Raw genomic sequence first — 18,242 nt, 5'->3', positions numbered from 1 at the left:
GTGAGGTGACCCACCCCGCCCAGCACCCTCGCGTGCCCACTGGACAGGAAAGTGAACGAAGACGTGACCGACCCGAACGCCCCGGCTCAGGCCACCCGTCAACGCCGGCTCTCGCCGCTTGCGATCACCATCGTGCTGGTGGTGATCCTGATCCTCGGCTTCCTCGCGGTCGCAGCGGTGCTCACCGAGGTGCTGTGGTACCGCCAGACCGGCTTCCTGCCGGTGCTCACCACCCAGTGGCTCGCCGCAGGTGCGATGTTCCTCATCGGATTCGTGGGCATCGCGGTTCCGGTCTTCTTCGCGATCGACATCGCCTACCGCAAGCGCCCGGTGTACGCGCGGCTCACCGCCCAGCTCGACCGCTACCAGGAGCTCTTCGAACCGCTCCGCCGTCTGGTGAAGTGGGGCCTGCCCGCCGTGGTCGGTCTCTTCGGCGGATTCAGCACCGCCGCGCAGTGGCAGAGCGTGCTGCTGTGGATCAACGGGGAGCGCACCGGCGAGACCGACGCGCAGTTCGGCCTCGACATCTCCTTCTTCCTGTTCGACCTGCCCATGCTGCAGGGCATCGTGACGTTCGCCTCGGCGGCGACCCTCCTGGCCCTCATCGCCGGCGTCGCGACCAGCTACCTCTACGGCGGCATCGCGTTCTCCGGTCGCGACGTGCGCGTGTCGAAGGCGACCCGCATCCAGGCGGCCGTGCTCGCCACGCTGTACCTCGTGCTCCAGGCGGCGAGCCTCTGGCTCGACCAGTACCGCACCCTCACGGGCACCGCCGGTATTCGCACGGGCGCCATGTTCTCCGACGTCAACGCCGTGATCCCGGGCAAGCAGATCCTCGCCGGCATCGCGATCATCGTCGCAGTCCTCTTCATCGTGACCGCGTTCACCGGGAAGTGGCGGCTGCCCGTGATCGGCACCGCCCTCCTCATCGCCTCGAGCCTCGTGCTCGGCGTCGGGTACCCGTGGGCGATCCAGCAGTTCCAGGTCGGCCCCGACGAGAAGAGCCTGGAATCCGAGTACATCGAGCGCAACATCGCCGCGACGCGAGCGGCGTACGGCATCGAAGACGTGGAGAAGGAGCGGTACGACGCCGTCACCGACGCGGAGCCCGGCGCGCTGCGCAACGACGCGACGACCACCGCGAACATCCGCATCATCGATCCCGAGATCGTCTCGCCGACGTTCGCGCAGCTCGAGCAGATCCGCCAGTACTACCAGTTCCCGAGCTCGCTGAACGTCGACCGCTACGAGATCGACGGCCAGGTCGAGGACACCGTGTCAGCCGTGCGCGACATCAACATCGAGGAGCAGACCGGCTGGTACAACCGCACGCTCGTGTACACCCATGGCTACGGCCTCGTCGCCGCCTTCGGCAACCAGCGCTCGCCCGGCGGCGAGCCGGTCTTCCTGGAGAACGGCATCCCGACGAGCGGCAAGCTCGGCACGTTCGAGCCGCGCATCTACTTCGGCATGGACTCGCCCGAGTACTCCATCGTCGGCGGCGATCGCTCGAAGGCGATCGAGCTCGACTTCCCGGCCGACGCGGAGAGCACGGCCGAGGCCTCCGCCGAGAACGCGGACGACGCCCAGCCCGCCGAGCCCGGCGCCGAGTCGCCTGCGGGCGACGAGGAGACGACCGAGCAGGCCGTCGAGGGCGAGGAGGCCGGCGAGGACGGCGGGCGTCAGAACATGACGACGTTCTCGGGCGACGGCGGCCCCGTGCTCGACAACATCTTCACGAAGCTCATCTACGCGCTGAAGTTCCAGGACATGGAGGTGCTCCTCTCGGGCGCGGTCGTCGACGGATCGCAGATCCTCTACGATCGCAACCCTGTCGATCGCGTGCAGAAGGTCGCCCCCTACCTCACGATCGACAAGGCGCCCTACGCGTCGGTCGTCGACGGGCGCGTCGTGTGGATCGTCGACGGATACACGACCTCCGACGACTACCCGTACTCCGAGGCCTCGGATATGAACGCCCTGACGGTGGATGCCGACGCGTCCGAGCGCGACCCGCTCGGCAAGCCGATCAACTACATCCGCAACTCGGTGAAGGCGACCGTGGACGCGTACGACGGCTCCGTCTCGCTGTACGCCTGGGACACGGAGGATCCGCTGCTCAAGTCGTGGAGCAAGATCTTCCCGGACACCCTGAAAGACGTCTCGGAGATGAGCGGCGATCTGCTCAGCCACGTGCGCTACCCCAGCGACCTCTTCAAGGTGCAGCGCGCGATGCTCGGCGAGTACCACGTCACCGACGCCGACGCCTTCTACTCGGCGGAGGACAAGTGGCGCACGCCGGACGACCCGGTGTCGACCGCGACCGCGGGAGCGGCGAAGCTCGCTCAGCCCCCGTACTACCTCACGCTCGCGGCGGGAGCCGACGCCGACCCGAACTACTCGATCTACTCGACGTACATCCCGGACCAGTCCGGCGAGGGTTCGCGAGACATCCTGACCGGGTACCTCGCGGCGAACTCCAACGCCGGCTCCGAGGACGGCACCGTCTCCGAGGACTACGGCAAGCTGAAGCTGCTGACCCTGCCGAAGGGCGACCCGATTCCCGGGCCGGGTCAGGTGCAGAACAGCTTCACGACGGACTCCAACGTCTCCAACCTGCTCAACATCCTCAGGCAGGGCGAGAGCCAGGTGATCAGCGGCAACCTGCTGACGCTGCCAGTCGGCGGCGGCCTGCTCTACGTGCAGCCGGTCTACGTGCAGGCGAAATCCGGCACGAGCTTCCCGATCCTGCAGAAGGTGTTGGTCGCCTTCGGCGATCAGATCGCATTCGAGGACACGCTCGACGAGGCCCTCGACGCGCTCTTCGGAGGCAACTCGGGCGCCGACGCCGGCGATACCGGCACGACGCCGACCACCGAGGACCCCGAGACCGGCGACGCGGAGGCGGGCGATTCGGGCGACGGCGGCTCCGGCGGCGGTGCGACCGGAACGCTCCGGGAGACGCTGACGGAGATGCAGGACGCCCTGAAGGCGCGCGACACCGCGATGCAGGAGGGCGACTGGGCGGCCTACGGCGAGGCCGACGAGCGCCTCAAGCAGGCCATCGAGGCGGCACTCGAAGCGCAGTAGCGCCGCGCTGAGCAGCACGGCGGGCCGCAGCACAGCGGGCCGGGACGACTGAGTCGCTCCGGCCCGCTGTGCTGTGCTGTGTTGTGTGCTGTGACGCACTGGAGCGCGCTGCGCTGTGCTGCGGCGCGCTATGCTCACCGAGCGGCCCGCCGTGCGGATCTTCGCTCACAAGCGACACTCGCAGTCGCCGCCGAGACGCATCTCGGTCACCACGGGAACAGCAAAAGGCCCGTGATTCGGAATCGAATCACGGGCCTTTCTTCGTTGCGGGGGCGGGATTTGAACCCACGACCTCCGGGTTATGAGCCCGGCGAGCTACCGAACTGCTCCACCCCGCGGCACGAGAACTCACTCTAGCACGCCTCTGCTCCGCATGCAACGGCGGGCGCTCCGAGGCCTGTGGAGAGCCGCTCCACGGCACCCGCTCGGCACGGCACGATCGCTGCACGCCGCCCGAACCGCGCCGGGCCGGCGCGATGCGAGCGCGGTGTCGAAAGGAGCAAGGCATGACCATGGTGAATCGGCCGCGCGGAGGGCGCTTCAGGGGGCGCGCCTCCCGGCCTCGAACGCTGCGGCGGCGCGTCGCCGCTGCGCTGACCGGGTTCGTCGTCGGCGCGCTCGCCCTGAGCGGATCGATTGCGCTGACGCCGACGCCGGCTCACGCTCTGTCGCGCGGAGAGGAGATGACGTTCCCGGGCGGGCTCACCATCTCGAACTTCGTGCTCCCCACCGGCGAACGCGCCTACTGCATCGAAGTGGGGCAGCACGAGCCGTCGGGGCACCTCGCGTCCATCGGACGCATGGCCTACCTGCCCGGCATCAGCGGCAGGTTTCCCTCGTGGGAGGATCCGCACGGAATGCGGCAGATGAACTACCTCATCGACCGTCACGGCCAGAGCGGAGATGCCTGGACGGCCGCTGCGGTGCAGGTGACGATCTGGCGGATGCGCGAGAACTTCCACTCCGGCAACGCGGCGCTCGACCGCAAGATCGGCGTCCTCATGAGCTCGGCCCGGGGCCGCGCGCTCATCGCGGAGTCCGACCGGCTCTACGCCGACGCGAAGACGAACGCGCAGCCGCCGGTCGCTCCCCGGGCCGTCACGGGCGCGCTCCGGGTGACGCCCGACGCGTCGGGGGGCGCCGGTCGCTACCGGGTGGCGTACCCGAAGGGCGCCACATCGTTGAGCGTCGACGGCGGAGTGTTCGTGCGCAACGGCGCGGCCGCGATCTCGGTGTCGAGCACGGAGGCGTCGGCGCGATACGTGCAGGCGCACCCGGGCTCGCCGCGGATCACGGTCACCGGCACGTGGGCGGCGAGCGGGGCCCGGGGGTGGGAGTCGGCGCTCACCGTGCACAACACCGTCGCTCCCACCGGGGAGCGCGGCCAGCGCATCGCCGTCGCGGTCGGCAGTTCGCAGATCGCGGATCTGACGGGGCGCTTCTCGGCGGCGACCCACGACGTTCCGCCGCCGCCCGCGCCACCCGCCGCCTCCTCGCAGGCGCAACCCGACGCAACCGTGGGCGGCACCATGTCGGACCGACTGATCATCGCCGAGGCCCCCGGCACGGCTCTCGAGATGTGGCCCGACGCGACAGCCGACTTCACCGCGTATCTCGAACCGACCCCGGGCGCCCCGAAGTACGACGAGCACTGGAACCCCGTGCTCGGCGATCCGTACGAGGTGCAGCTCGAAGACCCGGAGACGGGCGCCCTCGTCTGGGACGAGTGGTGGACCGACGCCGCCGGCGCCCCGCTTCTGGATGAGAACGGCGACCGGATCCCGGTCGTCGACGATCAGGGTGCGCTGACATCGGGTCGCGCCGCCGACGGCACCCCGTACCCGGTGCTCGAGCGCGCGGCGGACGGTGCTCCGAAGCTCGACGCGACCGGACGGCCCCGTGCGCTCAGCGCCCGGGAGGCGGTGATGGAGGAGCGCCGCGACCCGCAGACCTGGACCGAGACGGAACTCGACGCGATGACGGAGGAGGAGCGATGCGTGGCGCAGCCGGTGCACCGCACGGGCGGCATCCCCGTGCCGGGGCCGGGCGAATACGTCTCGCCCGACACGCGGGTGAGATCCGGCGGCACGATCCACTGGGTCGAGCGCGTCGAATCAGAGGGCGCGTCGGTGCATGCGGGCACGTGCGGTCTCGCGAACGAGACGACGAGGATCGATCAGCCCGCCGTCGTGACGCGGGCCCCGTCCGAGGCGGCACTCGGCGACGAGCTCTTCGACGTGGCGACGGTCTCGGGCAAGCTCGCCGATGACGCCGTCTACTCCCTGCGCTTCGAGGCGTACCGGGCTCCGGATGCGGCGCCCGGAGATGCAGCTGGCGCCGTCGCGGCCGAGCCGACCTGCACCGCGGAGAACATCGTCTTCCGCTTTGCCGCGCAGCCGGTCGCGGGGCCGGGCGAGATCCGCTCACCCGGGTTCAATGCCCGGCCCGAGCACGGCACCACCATCTGGTGGGTCGAGACGCTCTACCTCGAGACGCCGGAGGGGCCGCGCGTGCTGCATCGCGGCGAGTGCGGGCTCGCCCACGAGACCACCACGGTGGGGAGACCCTCGGTCGAGACGATCGCGACGGAGACGGCGCCGGTCGGCGGCGAGATCTCGGACACCGCGGAGCTCTCGGGCGTGCTTGCGGAGAACGCGGGGGCGCGATGGGAGATGACGTTCGCCGGGTATCGCGCCACGACCGCGACCGATGCGTCTGCGGCAGGCGAGGCCGGCGGAGCACCGGAAGCGACGGACGGCCCGCCCCAGCCGGTGTGCGCGCAGGAGAATCGCGTGTTCGAGACCGAACCGGTGGCGGTCACCGGCCCCGGCCGGGTCTCTTCACCGGTCGTCGTCGCCGAGCCGGGGTGGGCGGGCGCGCTCTGGTGGGTGGAGACGCTCTGGCTCATCCAGGGCGACTCGCGCGTCGCACTGCACACCGGGGCCTGCGGCGTCGCCACCGAGACCACGACGATCACGACGCCGCAGGTCACCACCGAGGCGGCGGGCTTCGTCGCCGTCGGCGACCGCATCGCCGACTCGGCCACGATCACGGGTGCCCTCGCCGAGCGGGCGGGCGCCGAGCATCGGATCGTCTTCCGCGGATACCGCGGCGACCCCTCCGCGACCGGCACCTCGGCGGCGCAGTGCGCGGACCGGAACCTGCTGTTCGAACTGGACCCCGTGCCGGTGAACGCGCCCGGAACGGTGCGATCGCCGCAGGTCACCGCGCTTCCCGAGTACGGCGGCACCATCTGGTGGGTGGAGACGCTCTCGCAGTGGGAAGGCGACGTCGAACGCGTACTCCATCGCGGAGAATGCGGGGTGCCCGGCGAGACGACGACCGTGCAGACGCCCGACGTACGGACGGAATCTGCGGGATCGGTCGAGGTGGGGCAGCCGATGTTCGACACCGCCTTCGTCGCAGGGACCGTCACCGAGCGAGACGACGTCGAGTTCCGCCTGCGTTTCGCCGCGTACGCGCGGAGCGCGTCCGGGGAGCTCGTCTGCACGCCGGAGACGGAGATCCTCGAGCTCGGCGATGCTGCGGGAGTCGTCGTCGACGAGGCGGGGGAGTACCGGTCGCGGCCGGTGGAGACGCTGCCCCGGCATGCGGGGCTCGGCGGCTTCGTGGAGACGCTCGTCATGATCGAGAGCGGTGCCGAGCACGTGGTCGCTCGCGGCGACTGCGGTGCACCGGGTGAGAGCTTCGAGATCCGGCGCACTGGGGCTCCCGCACTCGCCCGCACCGGAGGCGACCCCACCCTCGCATGGCTCGTCGGAGGGAGCGCGCTGCTGCTCGTCGGCGCCGCCGCGGCGACCTGGGGAATCCGGCGGCGCCGCGCCGCGCCTCGGGTCTTCCGCGAGTGCCGGGACCTCGCGACCCGGGAGTGAAGACCAGACGTCGGCACTGCACGCCGGGCGCTCCGCTGACTCCGGTCATGCGAGCGCCCGGCGCGCGGTCGCGCTGGAGGGCAGGCCGCGCGCCTGCGCGAGCGGGCCGGAAGACAGCCCGCGGCACGGCATCCGCAGATGCTGTGCAGGTGCTCCAAGTGAAATTCATAGGAAGGATCGTCAAGCTGGACCCACACGAAGGGAGCCCCCATGAGCACCACACCCGAGTACGGCCCGGACGGCCGACTCATCACCCCCTCCTCAGCGGCGGCCGCGGGCGAGTCGACGCCGACTCCCGAGCAGACGACGATGCTTCCGGCGGTGCCGGGAGAGGCTGCGCACCCCGTGCCGCAACCGCACCTGCCGCAACCGCACGCCGAGCAGCCGTCGCAGCCGGTTCAGCAGACCCGCGCGACCGAGCCCGCGCAGGCCACGCAGCCGCTGCAGCCGTCGCAGCCCGCGGCGTACGCCTCCGATCAGCGGTTCCCAGCCGCCGCAGGGCCCGCCGATCCGCAGCAGCACCTGCCGCACCCCGATCAGGCGGGAGCGCGCCCCGAGCACCCCACCGTCCAGCTTCCGGCGGCGCACCACGCGACGGCTGCTTCCGCCGCGACCGCGACCGCCGTGGCACCCGAGACCCACCCGGGATCGCATGCCTCGGGCGGGTTCGGAGGGGGCTCCTCCGACGGCCCGCACGACGGTCACCGCGCGGCGAAATCGGGCGACGGCCGGCAGCGCACCGGCATGCTCCTCGCCGGGCTCGCGGTCGGAGCGCTCCTCGGCGGAGTCGCGGGCGGCGGCGTCGCCGCAGTCGTCTCGGCGAATGCTCCGCAGACCAGCTCCACGTCGGCGAGCGGCAACAGCGCGATCACGCTGAACAACGCGGAGAACGCCACCGCGATCTCCGGGGTGGCCGCGGTCGCCACGCCCAGCGTCGTGACGCTCGAAGTCGCCGGCGGCAGCTCCAGCGGCTCGGGGTCGGGTGTGATCTACTCCGAGGACGGGTACATCATCACGAACGCGCACGTCGTCACGCTCGACGGCGCCGCGATGAGCGACGCGTCCATCAGGGTGAAGCTCAGCGACGGGCGCATCTTCGATGGCAGCCTCGTCGGCGTGGACCCGTACGCCGACCTGGCGGTGGTGAAGGTCGACGCCTCCGACCTCCCCGCCATCGAGGTCGCGGACTCCGACAAGATCGACGTCGGCGACCTGACCGTCGCGATCGGCGCGCCGCTGAACCTGGCCAACACGGTGACGAGCGGCGTCGTGAGCGCGCTCAACCGGGGCATCTCGGTCGGCAGCCCGCTCCTCGAGAACCAGCCGACGCCTGATGACGAGAGCGGCGACGACGGCTCCGGCGGTGGCGGCCTCCCCTGGGACTTCCGCTTCGGCCTGCCCGACGACCAGGGCCAGCAGCCGCAGCAGCAGCAGACGTCGTCGGGCAGCGTCACGCTCCCCGTCATTCAGACGGACGCGTCCATCAACCCCGGAAATTCGGGCGGCGCTCTGCTCAACGGCAACGGCGAGCTCATCGGCATCAACGTCGCGATCGCATCGACCTCCACCACGGGGGAGACCGCGGGCAGTGTCGGGCTCGGTTTCGCGATCCCCGCGAACCTCGCCTCCCGCGTCGCCGACGCGATCATCGCGGGCGAGCAGCCGTCGCACGGCCTCCTCGGCGCCTCGGTGGCGGACTCGTCGCAGGACACCGACGCGGACGCGAACTACGCGGGCGGCCTGCTCGTGGAAGTCGTGCCCGACGGGGCGGCCGCGAAAGCCGGCCTGCAGGCCGGCGACGTGATCACCGCCGTCGACGGCGTCTCCGCGGTCGACGGGACCTCGGTCTCGGCGCTGATCCGCTACCACGAGGGCGGCAGCAAGGTGCGCATCGACTACATGCGCAACGGAGAAGCCGGTCAGACCGAGGCGACCCTCGGCACCCTCGAGTGGTGACCGCGGGCCGCTGAGCCCGCACGACCGCGCATGCGCCGCGGGAGCTCCGGAACGGAGCCCCGCGGCGCATGCGCGTACCCGCCCGCCGACCGTTCCCGATGCCCTACAGTGGTACCGATGAGTACCGCCGGATTCGACTTCGCGAGCGGCAACCTCTCGAAGCTCCTCGCCATCCCGAAGTACGTGCTGTCGTTCGTGCTCGCGTGGTTCGTGCCGCGCGTCCGCGAACGGTGGGTGTTCGGAAGCGCCGCAGGCGTGGGGGAGGGCGCGCTCGCCGTCGCACGCGCGCTGCTCGCCGAGCAGCCGAACGCCCGCATCGCCTGGATGGTGGCCGACGAGGCCGAAGCCGAGCACGCACGTCGCGAGGGGTTCGAACCGGTCGCGCGACGCGGACGCGCCGGGTTCTGGGCGACGCTGCGCGCCGGACACATCGTCGTCACCCACGGGCTCGGCGACGTGAACCGATTCGGCGTCGTCGGCGGCTTCATCGTGCAGCTCTGGCACGGAGCGCCGCTCAAGCGACTCCACTTCGACTCGCCGGTCACAACCTCCGTCGCCGGTCCGCCCGTCGTCAGAGCGCTGCTGACCCGCATGTACCGAGCCGGGGCGCAGCAGGTCGACCTGTACGTCGCGGGATCCCCGACCGCCGCCGATCGCCTGCGCTCGGCGTTCCGCGTGGACCTGGGAAAAGTGCGGGTGCTCGGCGACCCCCGCGACGACGCGCTCGACCGGTCAGCGGCCGCGGAGGGTGGCGCAGACGCCGCCCGCGACGAGGTGCGCGACATCCTGCACCGAGACGGAGCGAGCGTGCCGGCCGGGCGCTCGCTCGTGCTCTACGCCCCGACGTGGCGGGACGGCGCAGTCGATCCGGCGATCCCGTCGGCGGCTGAAGCCGACCTCATCCGCGAAGTCTGCGAACGGACGGGAAGCCACCTCGTGATCCGACCGCACCCGCTCGGGCGAGGCGCGTACGACGGGTTGATCGGCGAACGCGTGCACGTGCTCGGCTCCGACTCGCTCCGAGACATCACCCCCGTGCTCGGGGCGTTCGACGCGGTGATCACCGACTACTCGTCCATCGCACTGGACTTCTCGGTGCTCGGCCGGCCCATCATCTGGTTCGCTCCCGACCTCGAGGAGTACGGCAGCACGCGCGGTCTGTACGAGCCGCTCGCGGTCACGGCTTCGGGGCGCGTCTTCCGCGACTGGGCGGGCGTCGTGCAGGCATGGGCCTCCCTCTCCGCGCCGGCCGCGCGCCAGGCGTTCGCCCGTGAGGCGCGCGTCATCGCCGATCGGTTCCACGTCCACCGCGACGGCCGGTCTGCCGAGCGGGTCCTCGCCGAGATCCGGCGGCTCCGCACCCCGACAGCCGAACTCATCGACCCCGAGGGCGTCTTCTTCGAGAGCTTCTACGGCCGGCAGGTCAGCTGCAATCCCCTCGCACTCGACCGCGAGATCGCCCGGCGGTTCCCGGATCGCACCCGCTACTGGAGCGTCACCAGCGAGCGCCAGTCGGTGCCGAGCGGCGCGGTCCCCCTGCTCGTCGGCGGACGGGAGTGGTTCGCGGCGCGGCGCGGCGCGCGACTCCTGATCGTGAATGACTGGCTGCGCTACGGGTTCCGCCGTCGGCGCGGGCAGGTCGTGCTGCAGACCTGGCACGGCACAATGCTGAAGCATCTCGCGCTGGGCCGCCCCCGGGTGAGCCTGCGCACCCGGATCGCGATCCGCAGGGAGAGCCGGCGGTGGAGCCTCATGCTGTCCCAGAACCCGCACTCGACGGAGCAGTTCCGCGCGAGCTACGCGTTCACCGGCGAGATCCTCGAGACGGGCTACCCGCGCGACGATCGCCTGGCTCAGGCGCTCGCCGGGGAGACCGTGAATCCCGTGGCAGTCCGGCTCGCGCGCGCCGAGCTCGGTGTGCCCGCCGACGCACGGGTGCTCGTGTACGCCCCGACCTGGCGCGACCGCGGGGTCACGCTCGTCGACGATCTCGACGTGGGCCGCCTCGCGGAGGAGCTCGGGGAGGAGTGGGTCGTCGTGGCGCGCGGGCACACGCGCACCCACGCATTCGGCACCTATTCGGGCGCCGGCGGCCGCGTCGTCGACGCCTCGCACCACCCCGACGTCTCGACCGTCATCCTCGCCGCCGACGTGCTCGTCACCGACTACTCGTCGATCATGTTCGACGCCGCGGTATCCCGTACGCCCATGCTGTTCTTCGTGCCCGATCTCGCCGCCTACCGCGATCGGGAGCGCGGGTTCACCTTCGACTTCGAGCGGGAGGCGCCCGGCCCGCTGCTCGACACCCGCGATGCCGTCGTCGCGCACGCCCGCGCCTGGGCGACGGCCGGGCGCGACGCGGAATGGGTGCGCGGCTACGCCGCTGCGGCGGAGGCCTGGCGCGAGCGCTTCGCACCGCACGACGACGGCAGCGCCGCGGTGCGCGTCGTCGACGCGCTGATCGCGCGCGGCGCCCTGCCCCAGTCGGGGGCACCCGCAGCGCGCGAATAGCCGCGCCCGCTAGACGCGCGAGCGATCCACCACGCGGCCCCGCCCGAACACCCGACCGCCGCCGAAGACGATGCCGCGCAGGAATCCCGCGCCCCAGGTGAGATGCATCGTCACCAGCGTCGCGGCCGTCAGCATCCGATCGCGCGGCCCGTGCTGCGCCGGAATGCGCGCCACCGCGACGCCGATGCCGACGAGGTACGCCGCCATCGGCGCGAGGAGCACCGGCCAGCCCGACGCCCAGGGCAGCACCCCGGCGAGGAGGAGCGCGAGCGCGAGGGCGCTCACGGCGAGGCCGAGCACCAGTGCGCCCGGCGCGAAGAACCGCCAAGGGTTCGCGCGCCCGTACTTGCGCACGAGCACGGCGCGCCAGGTGCCGGTCGCGAAGAACTGACGCGCCAGGTCGGCGAAGCTCGCGCGCGGCCAGTAGGTGACGCCGAGCGCCGGTGAGAACCACACCCGACCGCCGGCCCTCCGGATCCGGAGGTTGAGCTCCCAGTCCTCGCCGCGCAGGATCTCGCGATCGTAGCCGCCGACGGCCTCGATGGCCTCGCGCCTGAAGATGCCGAGGTAGGCGGACTCCGCCTCGCCCGCCGCGCCGTCGCCGTGATAGGCGCCGCCGCCGAGCCCGTACGGGCTGTTGTAGCCGCGCGCGATGGCGCGCTGCACGTCGCCGTCGCCGGCCGCGCGCATGACGCCGCCGACGTTCGCCGCGCGCTCCCGGCCGAGGATCTCGACTCCGAGGCGCGTGTAATCGGGGGTCAGCTCGGAGTGCGCGTCGACGCGCACGACGATCGGATGGCGGCTCACGGCGATGGCGCGATTGAGGCCGGCAGGGATGTCGCGATCCGGGTTCCCCACGAGGCGCACGCGGGGATCCTCCTCCGCGAGCGCTGCGGCGATCGCATCGCTCCGATCCGTCGAGGGCCCGAGCGCGAGCACGATCTCCTTCGCGCCCACGTAATCCTGGGCGAGGATCGTGCGGACGGCGCGTTCGAGGAACCCCTCCTCGTTCAGCACGGGCATGACGTAGCTCACAGCCGGGAGGTCGGGCAGGGCGGGGAGATGCACGCGTCGATCCTCGCACATTCCGCGCTCGCGCCCCGCGGCTCAGGCGCTTCTGCGGCGCATCGGGTTAGGCTTGCAGGATGCAGTTGGCGAAAGATGTGAGTCGCGCTCTCCGGCTCGGCAAGCGCGTGCTCAAGAGGCGTCAGGCATACTCGCAGTTGCGCCGGCTGGTCGAGGAGCGCGGGCCCCTGCCGGAGGGCGGGTTCAGGATCGGCGTCTACTTCGCCGACAGCGACGTGAACATCTACCAGATGCGGCAGTGGTACGCGCCGCTGCAGAAGCTCTCGGAGCGGTGGCCGGTGCTCGTGCTGTCGCGCAACGCGTCGGGGGCGCGGCAGCTCATGCGCGAGAGCGGGCTCGCGGTGGAGTTCGTGCGTCGCGTCACGGAGATCGAGCAGGTGCTCGAGCAGCAGCGGCTCGACGTCATCCTCTACGTCAATCAGAACACCCGCAATTTCCAGATGATGCGGTACGGCCAGCGGTGGCACGTCTTCATCAATCACGGCGAGAGCGACAAGATGTACATGACGAGCAACCAGCACCAGGCGTACGACTTCGCGTTCGTCGCCGGTGACGCGGCCCGCGAGCGGCTCGCGCGCGCACTGTGGAACTTCGACGTCGACGCCCGCACCATGTCGATCGGCCGACCGCAGACCGACCACCTGGAGGGCGCGCCGCCGTTCACGCCCGATGAGCGCACCGTCGTGCTCTACGCCCCGACCTGGGAGGGCGACCGACCCGCGGCGAGCTACGGGTCCGTCGCCAGCCACGGAGAGGCGCTCGTGCGCACCCTCATCGGCACGGGCCGGCATCGGGTGGTGTATCGACCGCACCCGCGCAGCGGCGTCGTCGACGCCGAGTTCGGGGCGGCGAACGAGCGGATCATCGCCATGATCGACGCCGCCAATCGGGCGGACCCGTCGGCGCAGCACGTCTACGACACGAGCGCGCGCATCGGGTGGCAGCTGAGTCTCCCGGATGTGGCGATCTGCGACATCTCCGCGATGGTCTACGACCGACTCGCGACCGGCCGTCCGCTGATGGTCACGCGTCCAGTCTCTGCTGAGGCCGCGGTCGACGAGCAGGGGTATCTCGGGGTGTGCGAGTGGCTCGACGCGGCCGAGACGCCGCGGATCGCCGCGGTGCTGGATCGCGTCATCGGCGACGACGAGGCCCGCGAGCGCCTCGACACCTGGTCGGCGCACTACTTCGGCGACACCACTCCCGGGGCGCCCACGCGCAGATTCCACGGGGCGATCGCCGACCTGCTCGAGCGCGCCGACGCCGAGCGGGCCCGCCGCGGCCTCGCCTGAAGCTCCCGTGCCGCCGGCCCGCGCTCAGCCGAGCCGGGGCGGGGGCGGGGGCGGGACGCTCGGCAGCGGCGGGCCCGACGCCGACTCACACGGGGTGATCGGCGTTGTATCGCTCGAGCACCGCTTCGATATCGTCGTCGAGCACGAGCCGGCCGCGATCCAGGTACAGCCCGCGTGAGCAGAACCGGCGGAGGTCGCGCTCGTTGTGCGAGACGAGGAAGAGCGTCTTCCCCTCCGCGAGGATCTGCTCGATGCGCGCGTAGCACTTCGCCCGGAAGGCCTTGTCGCCCACCGCGAGCACCTCGTCGACGAGCAGCACCGGCTCGTCGAGCTGCGAGATGACCGAGAACGCGACGCGCACCTTCATCCCGCTCGAGAGATGCTTGAACGGCGTATCGATGACGTCCTCGGCCCCCGCGAACTCGATGATCGAGTCGAAGCGCGCCGCGATGGTGCGCTTGCTCAGCCCGTGGAGACCCGCGGTGAGCCACACGTTGTCGCGCACGGTCAGGTCGCCGACGAAGCCGCCCGTGATCTCGATGAGGGGCGCCACCCCGGCGTTGACCTCGACGCGGCCCTCGTCGGGGAAGAGCACGCGGGCCACCAGCTTGAGCAGCGTCGACTTGCCCTGACCGTTGCGTCCGACGACACCGATGGCCTCGCCGGCGCGGACGTCGAACGAGACGTCGCGCAGCGCCCAGAAGTCGCCGGGCCGCTCGCGGCGGGAGCGGCCCGAGAGCAGGTCCTTGAAGCTGCGGCGCGATCCGCGGTTGCGGCGGAAGCGGACCCCGAGACCGGTCACCGAGATGATCCGCTCGGCGGTCTGCGGGGCTCCGGGGGTGCCCTGGTGCGTTGCGTTCACGTTACAGCTCCTTCAGCACGCCGCCGATGGTGCGGCGGAAGACGAGGATCCCGATCCCGAGGAACAGGAGCGTCATACCGGTCGAGGCCGCGATGAGCGGCCAGTCGATCTGATCCGGGAAGAATCCGGCGCGGAAGAGCGCGAAGATGCCCGAGAGCGGGTTGAACCACGCGAGCGGCCGCGCGAACTCCGGCAGGTCCTGCGCGCCGTAGATGATCGGCGAGGCGTAGAAGAGCACGCGCAGGATGAGTTTGGTGGCCCGCTCCAGGTCGCGGAAGAAGACGACGAGCGGCGCGACGATCAGGCCGACGCCGAGCGTCAGCGCGGCGAGCAGCAGCACCGCCACCGGCATGAGGAGGACGCCCCAGCCGACGTGCGCCCCGCTGAAGATCGCGAACGCGACGAGCACGGGCAGGCTGAGCAGGAACTCGATGCCCTTCGAGCACACGATGCGGCCGACCCAGATCCAGTGGGGGAGCGCCACTGACCGCACGAGCTTGACGTCGCGCAGGAAGGCGCGCGTCGAGTCGGAGATCGCTCCGTTGACCCACACCCACGGCAGCAGGGCGGTGAGCAGGAAGACGATGTACGGCTGCTCGCCGACCGTGCGCTGGAAGACCTGGGTGAAGACGAACCAGTAGATGAGGCTCATCAGCAGCGGATCGAGGATGGACCAGAGGTACCCGAGCAGCGATGTCGCGTAGCGCACCTTGAGGTCGCGGCGCGTCAGCAGCCACAGCGACGACCATGCGCTGGCGCGCCGGTTACGGGAGGGAGGTGAAAGGGTCACGCTGCTATTCTGCCGTCTTCCGGCGGACGGCGAGGCCAGACGAGTGCACGGCGAACCTTTGCTAAATTAGTAGCCGTGCCGCCCGTGACCTCGTCTGCCCTGCCCGAGCCCGAACCCCAGAGGGGGTCGATGCCGAGTGAAGCGACGGTGATCGGCGAGATGTCGAGCGGAACGGGGGCGGGATCGCGCCTGCGTCCGAGCCGCACGGCCGGCGGGCAGCCGGTGCCCGCTCGACCTGCGGAACCCGCAGGGACGGCGCCCGCGCAGCCCTCCGCCCCCGCCGAAGCGCCCCCGACTGCGCCCGTGCCGGAGCCGACCGCGGACGAGACCGCTGCCCCGTCCGGCGAAGCGACCTCCACCCGGAGTGCGCCGCGGACGCCCCGCACCGGCCGCATCGAGGTGCCGGTGCCCTCGGTGGTGCGCGCCCGCGAGCGCGGGCGCATCGCCGAGCAGAACCCGATCGTGCTGCGCACGGAGATGCTGACGAAGACCTACGGCTCGCTCGTCGCCGCCGGCGACGTGTCGATCGACGTGCACGCCGGGTCGTTCACCGGGTTCGTCGGGCCGAACGGCGCCGGGAAGACCACGACGCTCTCCATGATCAGCGGGCTGCTGCGCCCCACATCGGGCCGGGTGACGGTGAGCGGGGTCGACGTCTGGGCCGATGGCCCGGCGGCGAAGCGACTCATCGGCACGCTGCCCGACCGACTGCGGCTGTTCGATCGTCTCACCGGCGCGCAGCTGCTGTACTACAGCGGTGTGCTGCACGGCGTGCCCGAGGCGGCGGTCGCCACGCGCTCAGCCGAGCTCGCCGAGGCGTTCGGCCTCGAATCGGCGCTCGGGCGGCTCGTCTCCGACTACTCCGCCGGCATGCAGAAGAAGATCGCACTCGCCTGCTCCATGATCCACGCCCCCGAGGTGCTGGTGCTCGACGAGCCGTTCGAGGCCATCGATCCGGTCTCGGCCTCCAACGTGACCGAGATCCTCGAGCGCTACGTGTCGGGCGGCGGCAGCGTGGTGATGTCGAGCCACAGCCTCGACCTCATCCAGCGGGTCTGCGACCACGTGTCGATCATCGTCGACGGCAGCGTCATCGCCCAGGGCACCGTCGACGCCGTGCGCGACGGTCTGAGCCTGGAGGAGCGCTTCGTGCAGCTCACCGGTGCGAGCGAGACGAGGAAGGGACTCGAGTGGCTTTCCGGCTCTTCCGACTCCGAGTAGCGCTGCTCGGCGGCGGCTTCCGCGGTTCGTTCGGCCGGGCATTCCGCACCGCGCTGCGCCTGCTGCTCCTCGCAGCCGCGGCGGTGCTCCTCGCGATCGCGCCTCGCATGCTGCTGGACGACGCGCACGAGCGGTCGGTGGTCGATCTCATCATCGGCACCGCGATCCTGCTCGGTGCGTTCCTGGTGCCCTTCTTCGAGAACCGTCGCATGCTCGAGCCACGCCAATTCGCGCAGTACCCAGCGAGGTCCGGCGCGATTGCCGCCGCGCTGCTCGCGTCGACCGTGGTGACCTGGCCCTGCTTCCTCCTCGTCATCTGGCTCGCGACGCTCGGCGTCGCGCGCCCCGAGTGGCACGACGCCCCCGGGGTGCTCGTTCTGGCGTTCGCGCTGGCGGCGCTCCTCGCCGTCACGGGCGCGCGCGTCACGTCGCTGCTGTCGCGCCTGCTCGCGGGGCAGCGCTTCGCAGGGGCGCTCCGCACCGCCGGGGTCGTGCTCGTCGTGGCCGCGCTGCCGCTCGCCGTCTTCGCCGGTGCAACCGTGATGGCGCCCGGCGGCTTCGACACGGCCGACCGCGTCGCGGAGCGGCTCGCTTGGACGCCGTTCGGGGCCCCCTTCGCCGCCGTCCAGGCCGCCGCCGCGGGCGACCTCGACGCCGCAGGCGGCTTCCTCGCCATCGTCGCGGGGGCGATCGCTCTGCTCCTCGTGATCTGGTTCCCGACCGTCGCCGCGTCGAACCAGCGCATCGAACGCCCGCTGTCGCCCGGCGTGGCGCGCAGCGGGCTCGGCTGGTTCGAGCGGTTCTCCGCGCGCCCCGCTCAGGTGATCGCAGCTCGTCAGCTCACCTACTGGGCCCGCGACCCGCGTTACCGCGTCGCGCTGTTCGCCATCCCGCTCGCCCCCGTGTTCATGCTGCTGGCGTTCTGGGTGGCCGGCGCACCGCTCACCGCGCTCGCGCTCGTGCCGCTGCCCGTCATGCTGCTGCTGCTCGGATGGTCGCAGCACAACGACATCGCCATGGACTCTACGGCGATCTGGGAGCACGTCGCGAGCGGTACCCGCGGTCGCTCGGACCGGGCCGGGCGCCTCGCGCCGGTGCTCATGATCGGCCTGCCGCTCGCCGTCATCGGATCGAGCGTGACGGTCACCATCGTGGGCGACTGGCGCATCCTCCCGGCGGTCATCGGGATGAACATCGGCGTGCTCCTCGTCGCGTGCGCCGTCTCCTGCATCTTCTCGGTGCTGACGCCGTACCCCGCCACACGTCCCGGGGACAGTCCGTTCGTGCAGCCGCAGGGTGCCGGCAACGGTTCGGGGCTCGCGCAGACCCTCGCGATGATCCTCGCGCTGGTGCTCGCCGTGCCGCCGGTATGGTTCGCCGTGGCGGCCGTCGTCGACGTGGAGTTCGCCGCGAATCTGTGGGCGCTCGGCTTCGGGATCGGCTACGGGCTCGTCGTGCTGGTGCTCGGCGTGCTCGTCGGCGGATGGCTCTTCGACCGCAGCGGCCCCGAGCTCATCGCCGTCACCCAGGTCTTCGATTGA

10 protein-coding genes and 1 tRNA gene are annotated in these 18,242 nt (G+C 71.4%); 7 read left to right on the top strand and 4 right to left on the bottom strand.

The window, feature by feature from the left end:
* Positions 1–51: 51 nt before the first annotated feature.
* Positions 52–3,090, top strand: coding sequence for a UPF0182 family membrane protein (locus BLT44_RS12210; protein WP_010156777.1), 3,039 nt, complete (start codon positions 52–54; stop codon positions 3,088–3,090).
* 264 nt (positions 3,091–3,354) lie between these two features.
* Here the strand turns inward: BLT44_RS12210 and BLT44_RS12205 are convergent.
* Positions 3,355–3,428, bottom strand: a tRNA-Met gene (locus tag BLT44_RS12205).
* A gap of 168 nt (positions 3,429–3,596) precedes the next feature.
* Here BLT44_RS12205 and BLT44_RS12200 point away from each other — a divergent pair.
* The 3 genes from BLT44_RS12200 (at position 3,597) to BLT44_RS12190 (ending at position 11,450) form a co-directional block, all read left to right on the top strand.
* Positions 3,597–6,983, top strand: coding sequence for a hypothetical protein (locus BLT44_RS12200; RefSeq protein ID WP_010156778.1), 3,387 nt, complete (start codon positions 3,597–3,599; stop codon positions 6,981–6,983).
* A 210-nt stretch (positions 6,984–7,193) separates the two neighbouring features.
* The gene (locus BLT44_RS12195; protein WP_010156779.1) at positions 7,194–8,939 is read left to right on the top strand and encodes a S1C family serine protease; all 1,746 of its coding nucleotides are present in this window, start codon (positions 7,194–7,196) and stop codon (positions 8,937–8,939) included.
* A gap of 117 nt (positions 8,940–9,056) precedes the next feature.
* Positions 9,057–11,450 (top strand): CDP-glycerol glycerophosphotransferase family protein, encoded by a 2,394-nt coding sequence (locus BLT44_RS12190; protein WP_010156780.1) that lies wholly within the window; start codon positions 9,057–9,059, stop codon positions 11,448–11,450.
* A gap of 9 nt (positions 11,451–11,459) precedes the next feature.
* Here BLT44_RS12190 and BLT44_RS12185 read toward each other — a convergent pair whose 3' ends face one another.
* Complete coding sequence (locus BLT44_RS12185; RefSeq protein ID WP_010156781.1) at positions 11,460–12,518, bottom strand: glycosyltransferase family 2 protein; 1,059 nt, start codon at positions 12,516–12,518, stop codon at positions 11,460–11,462.
* Positions 12,519–12,595: 77 nt separating this feature from the next.
* Between BLT44_RS12185 and BLT44_RS12180 the strand changes: the two genes are divergently transcribed.
* The gene (locus BLT44_RS12180) at positions 12,596–13,828 is read left to right on the top strand and encodes a CDP-glycerol glycerophosphotransferase family protein (protein WP_029608280.1); all 1,233 of its coding nucleotides are present in this window, start codon (positions 12,596–12,598) and stop codon (positions 13,826–13,828) included.
* A gap of 85 nt (positions 13,829–13,913) precedes the next feature.
* On the opposite strand, the gene BLT44_RS12175 is transcribed toward BLT44_RS12180, so the two are convergent.
* A complete protein-coding gene (locus BLT44_RS12175; protein WP_010156783.1) occupies positions 13,914–14,690 on the bottom strand; it encodes an ABC transporter ATP-binding protein in 777 nt (258 codons plus the stop codon).
* 1 nt (position 14,691) lies between these two features.
* Positions 14,692–15,480, bottom strand: a complete 789-nt coding sequence (locus BLT44_RS12170; protein ID WP_010156784.1) for an ABC transporter permease — start codon at positions 15,478–15,480, stop codon at positions 14,692–14,694.
* A gap of 129 nt (positions 15,481–15,609) precedes the next feature.
* Between BLT44_RS12170 and BLT44_RS12165 the strand changes: the two genes are divergently transcribed.
* Together BLT44_RS12165 and BLT44_RS12160 are read left to right on the top strand one after the other, a co-directional pair.
* The gene (locus BLT44_RS12165; protein WP_010156785.1) at positions 15,610–16,701 is read left to right on the top strand and encodes an ABC transporter ATP-binding protein; all 1,092 of its coding nucleotides are present in this window, start codon (positions 15,610–15,612) and stop codon (positions 16,699–16,701) included.
* Positions 16,671–18,242, top strand: coding sequence for a hypothetical protein (locus tag BLT44_RS12160; RefSeq protein WP_010156786.1), 1,572 nt, complete (start codon positions 16,671–16,673; stop codon positions 18,240–18,242). Before BLT44_RS12165 ends, BLT44_RS12160 begins: the two co-directional genes overlap by 31 nt.

This window comes from Leucobacter chromiiresistens (assembly GCF_900102345.1).
Taxonomy (GTDB): Bacteria; Actinomycetota; Actinomycetes; order Actinomycetales; family Microbacteriaceae; genus Leucobacter; species Leucobacter chromiiresistens.
Note: the sequence above shows the minus strand (reverse complement) of the source record. Positions and strands in the feature narration are given on the sequence as shown.

Excerpts from the sequence above, each read along its gene's own strand:
- BLT44_RS12200 (WP_010156778.1), top strand. The coding sequence starts at position 3,597 with ATGACCATGGTGAATCGGCCGCGCGGAGGGCGCTTCAGGGGGCGCGCC.
- BLT44_RS12165 (WP_010156785.1), top strand. The coding sequence starts at position 15,610 with ATGCCGAGTGAAGCGACGGTGATCGGCGAGATGTCGAGCGGAACGGGG.
- BLT44_RS12190 (WP_010156780.1), top strand. The coding sequence starts at position 9,057 with ATGAGTACCGCCGGATTCGACTTCGCGAGCGGCAACCTCTCGAAGCTC.
- BLT44_RS12180 (WP_029608280.1), top strand. The coding sequence starts at position 12,596 with ATGCAGTTGGCGAAAGATGTGAGTCGCGCTCTCCGGCTCGGCAAGCGC.
- BLT44_RS12195 (WP_010156779.1), top strand. The coding sequence starts at position 7,194 with ATGAGCACCACACCCGAGTACGGCCCGGACGGCCGACTCATCACCCCC.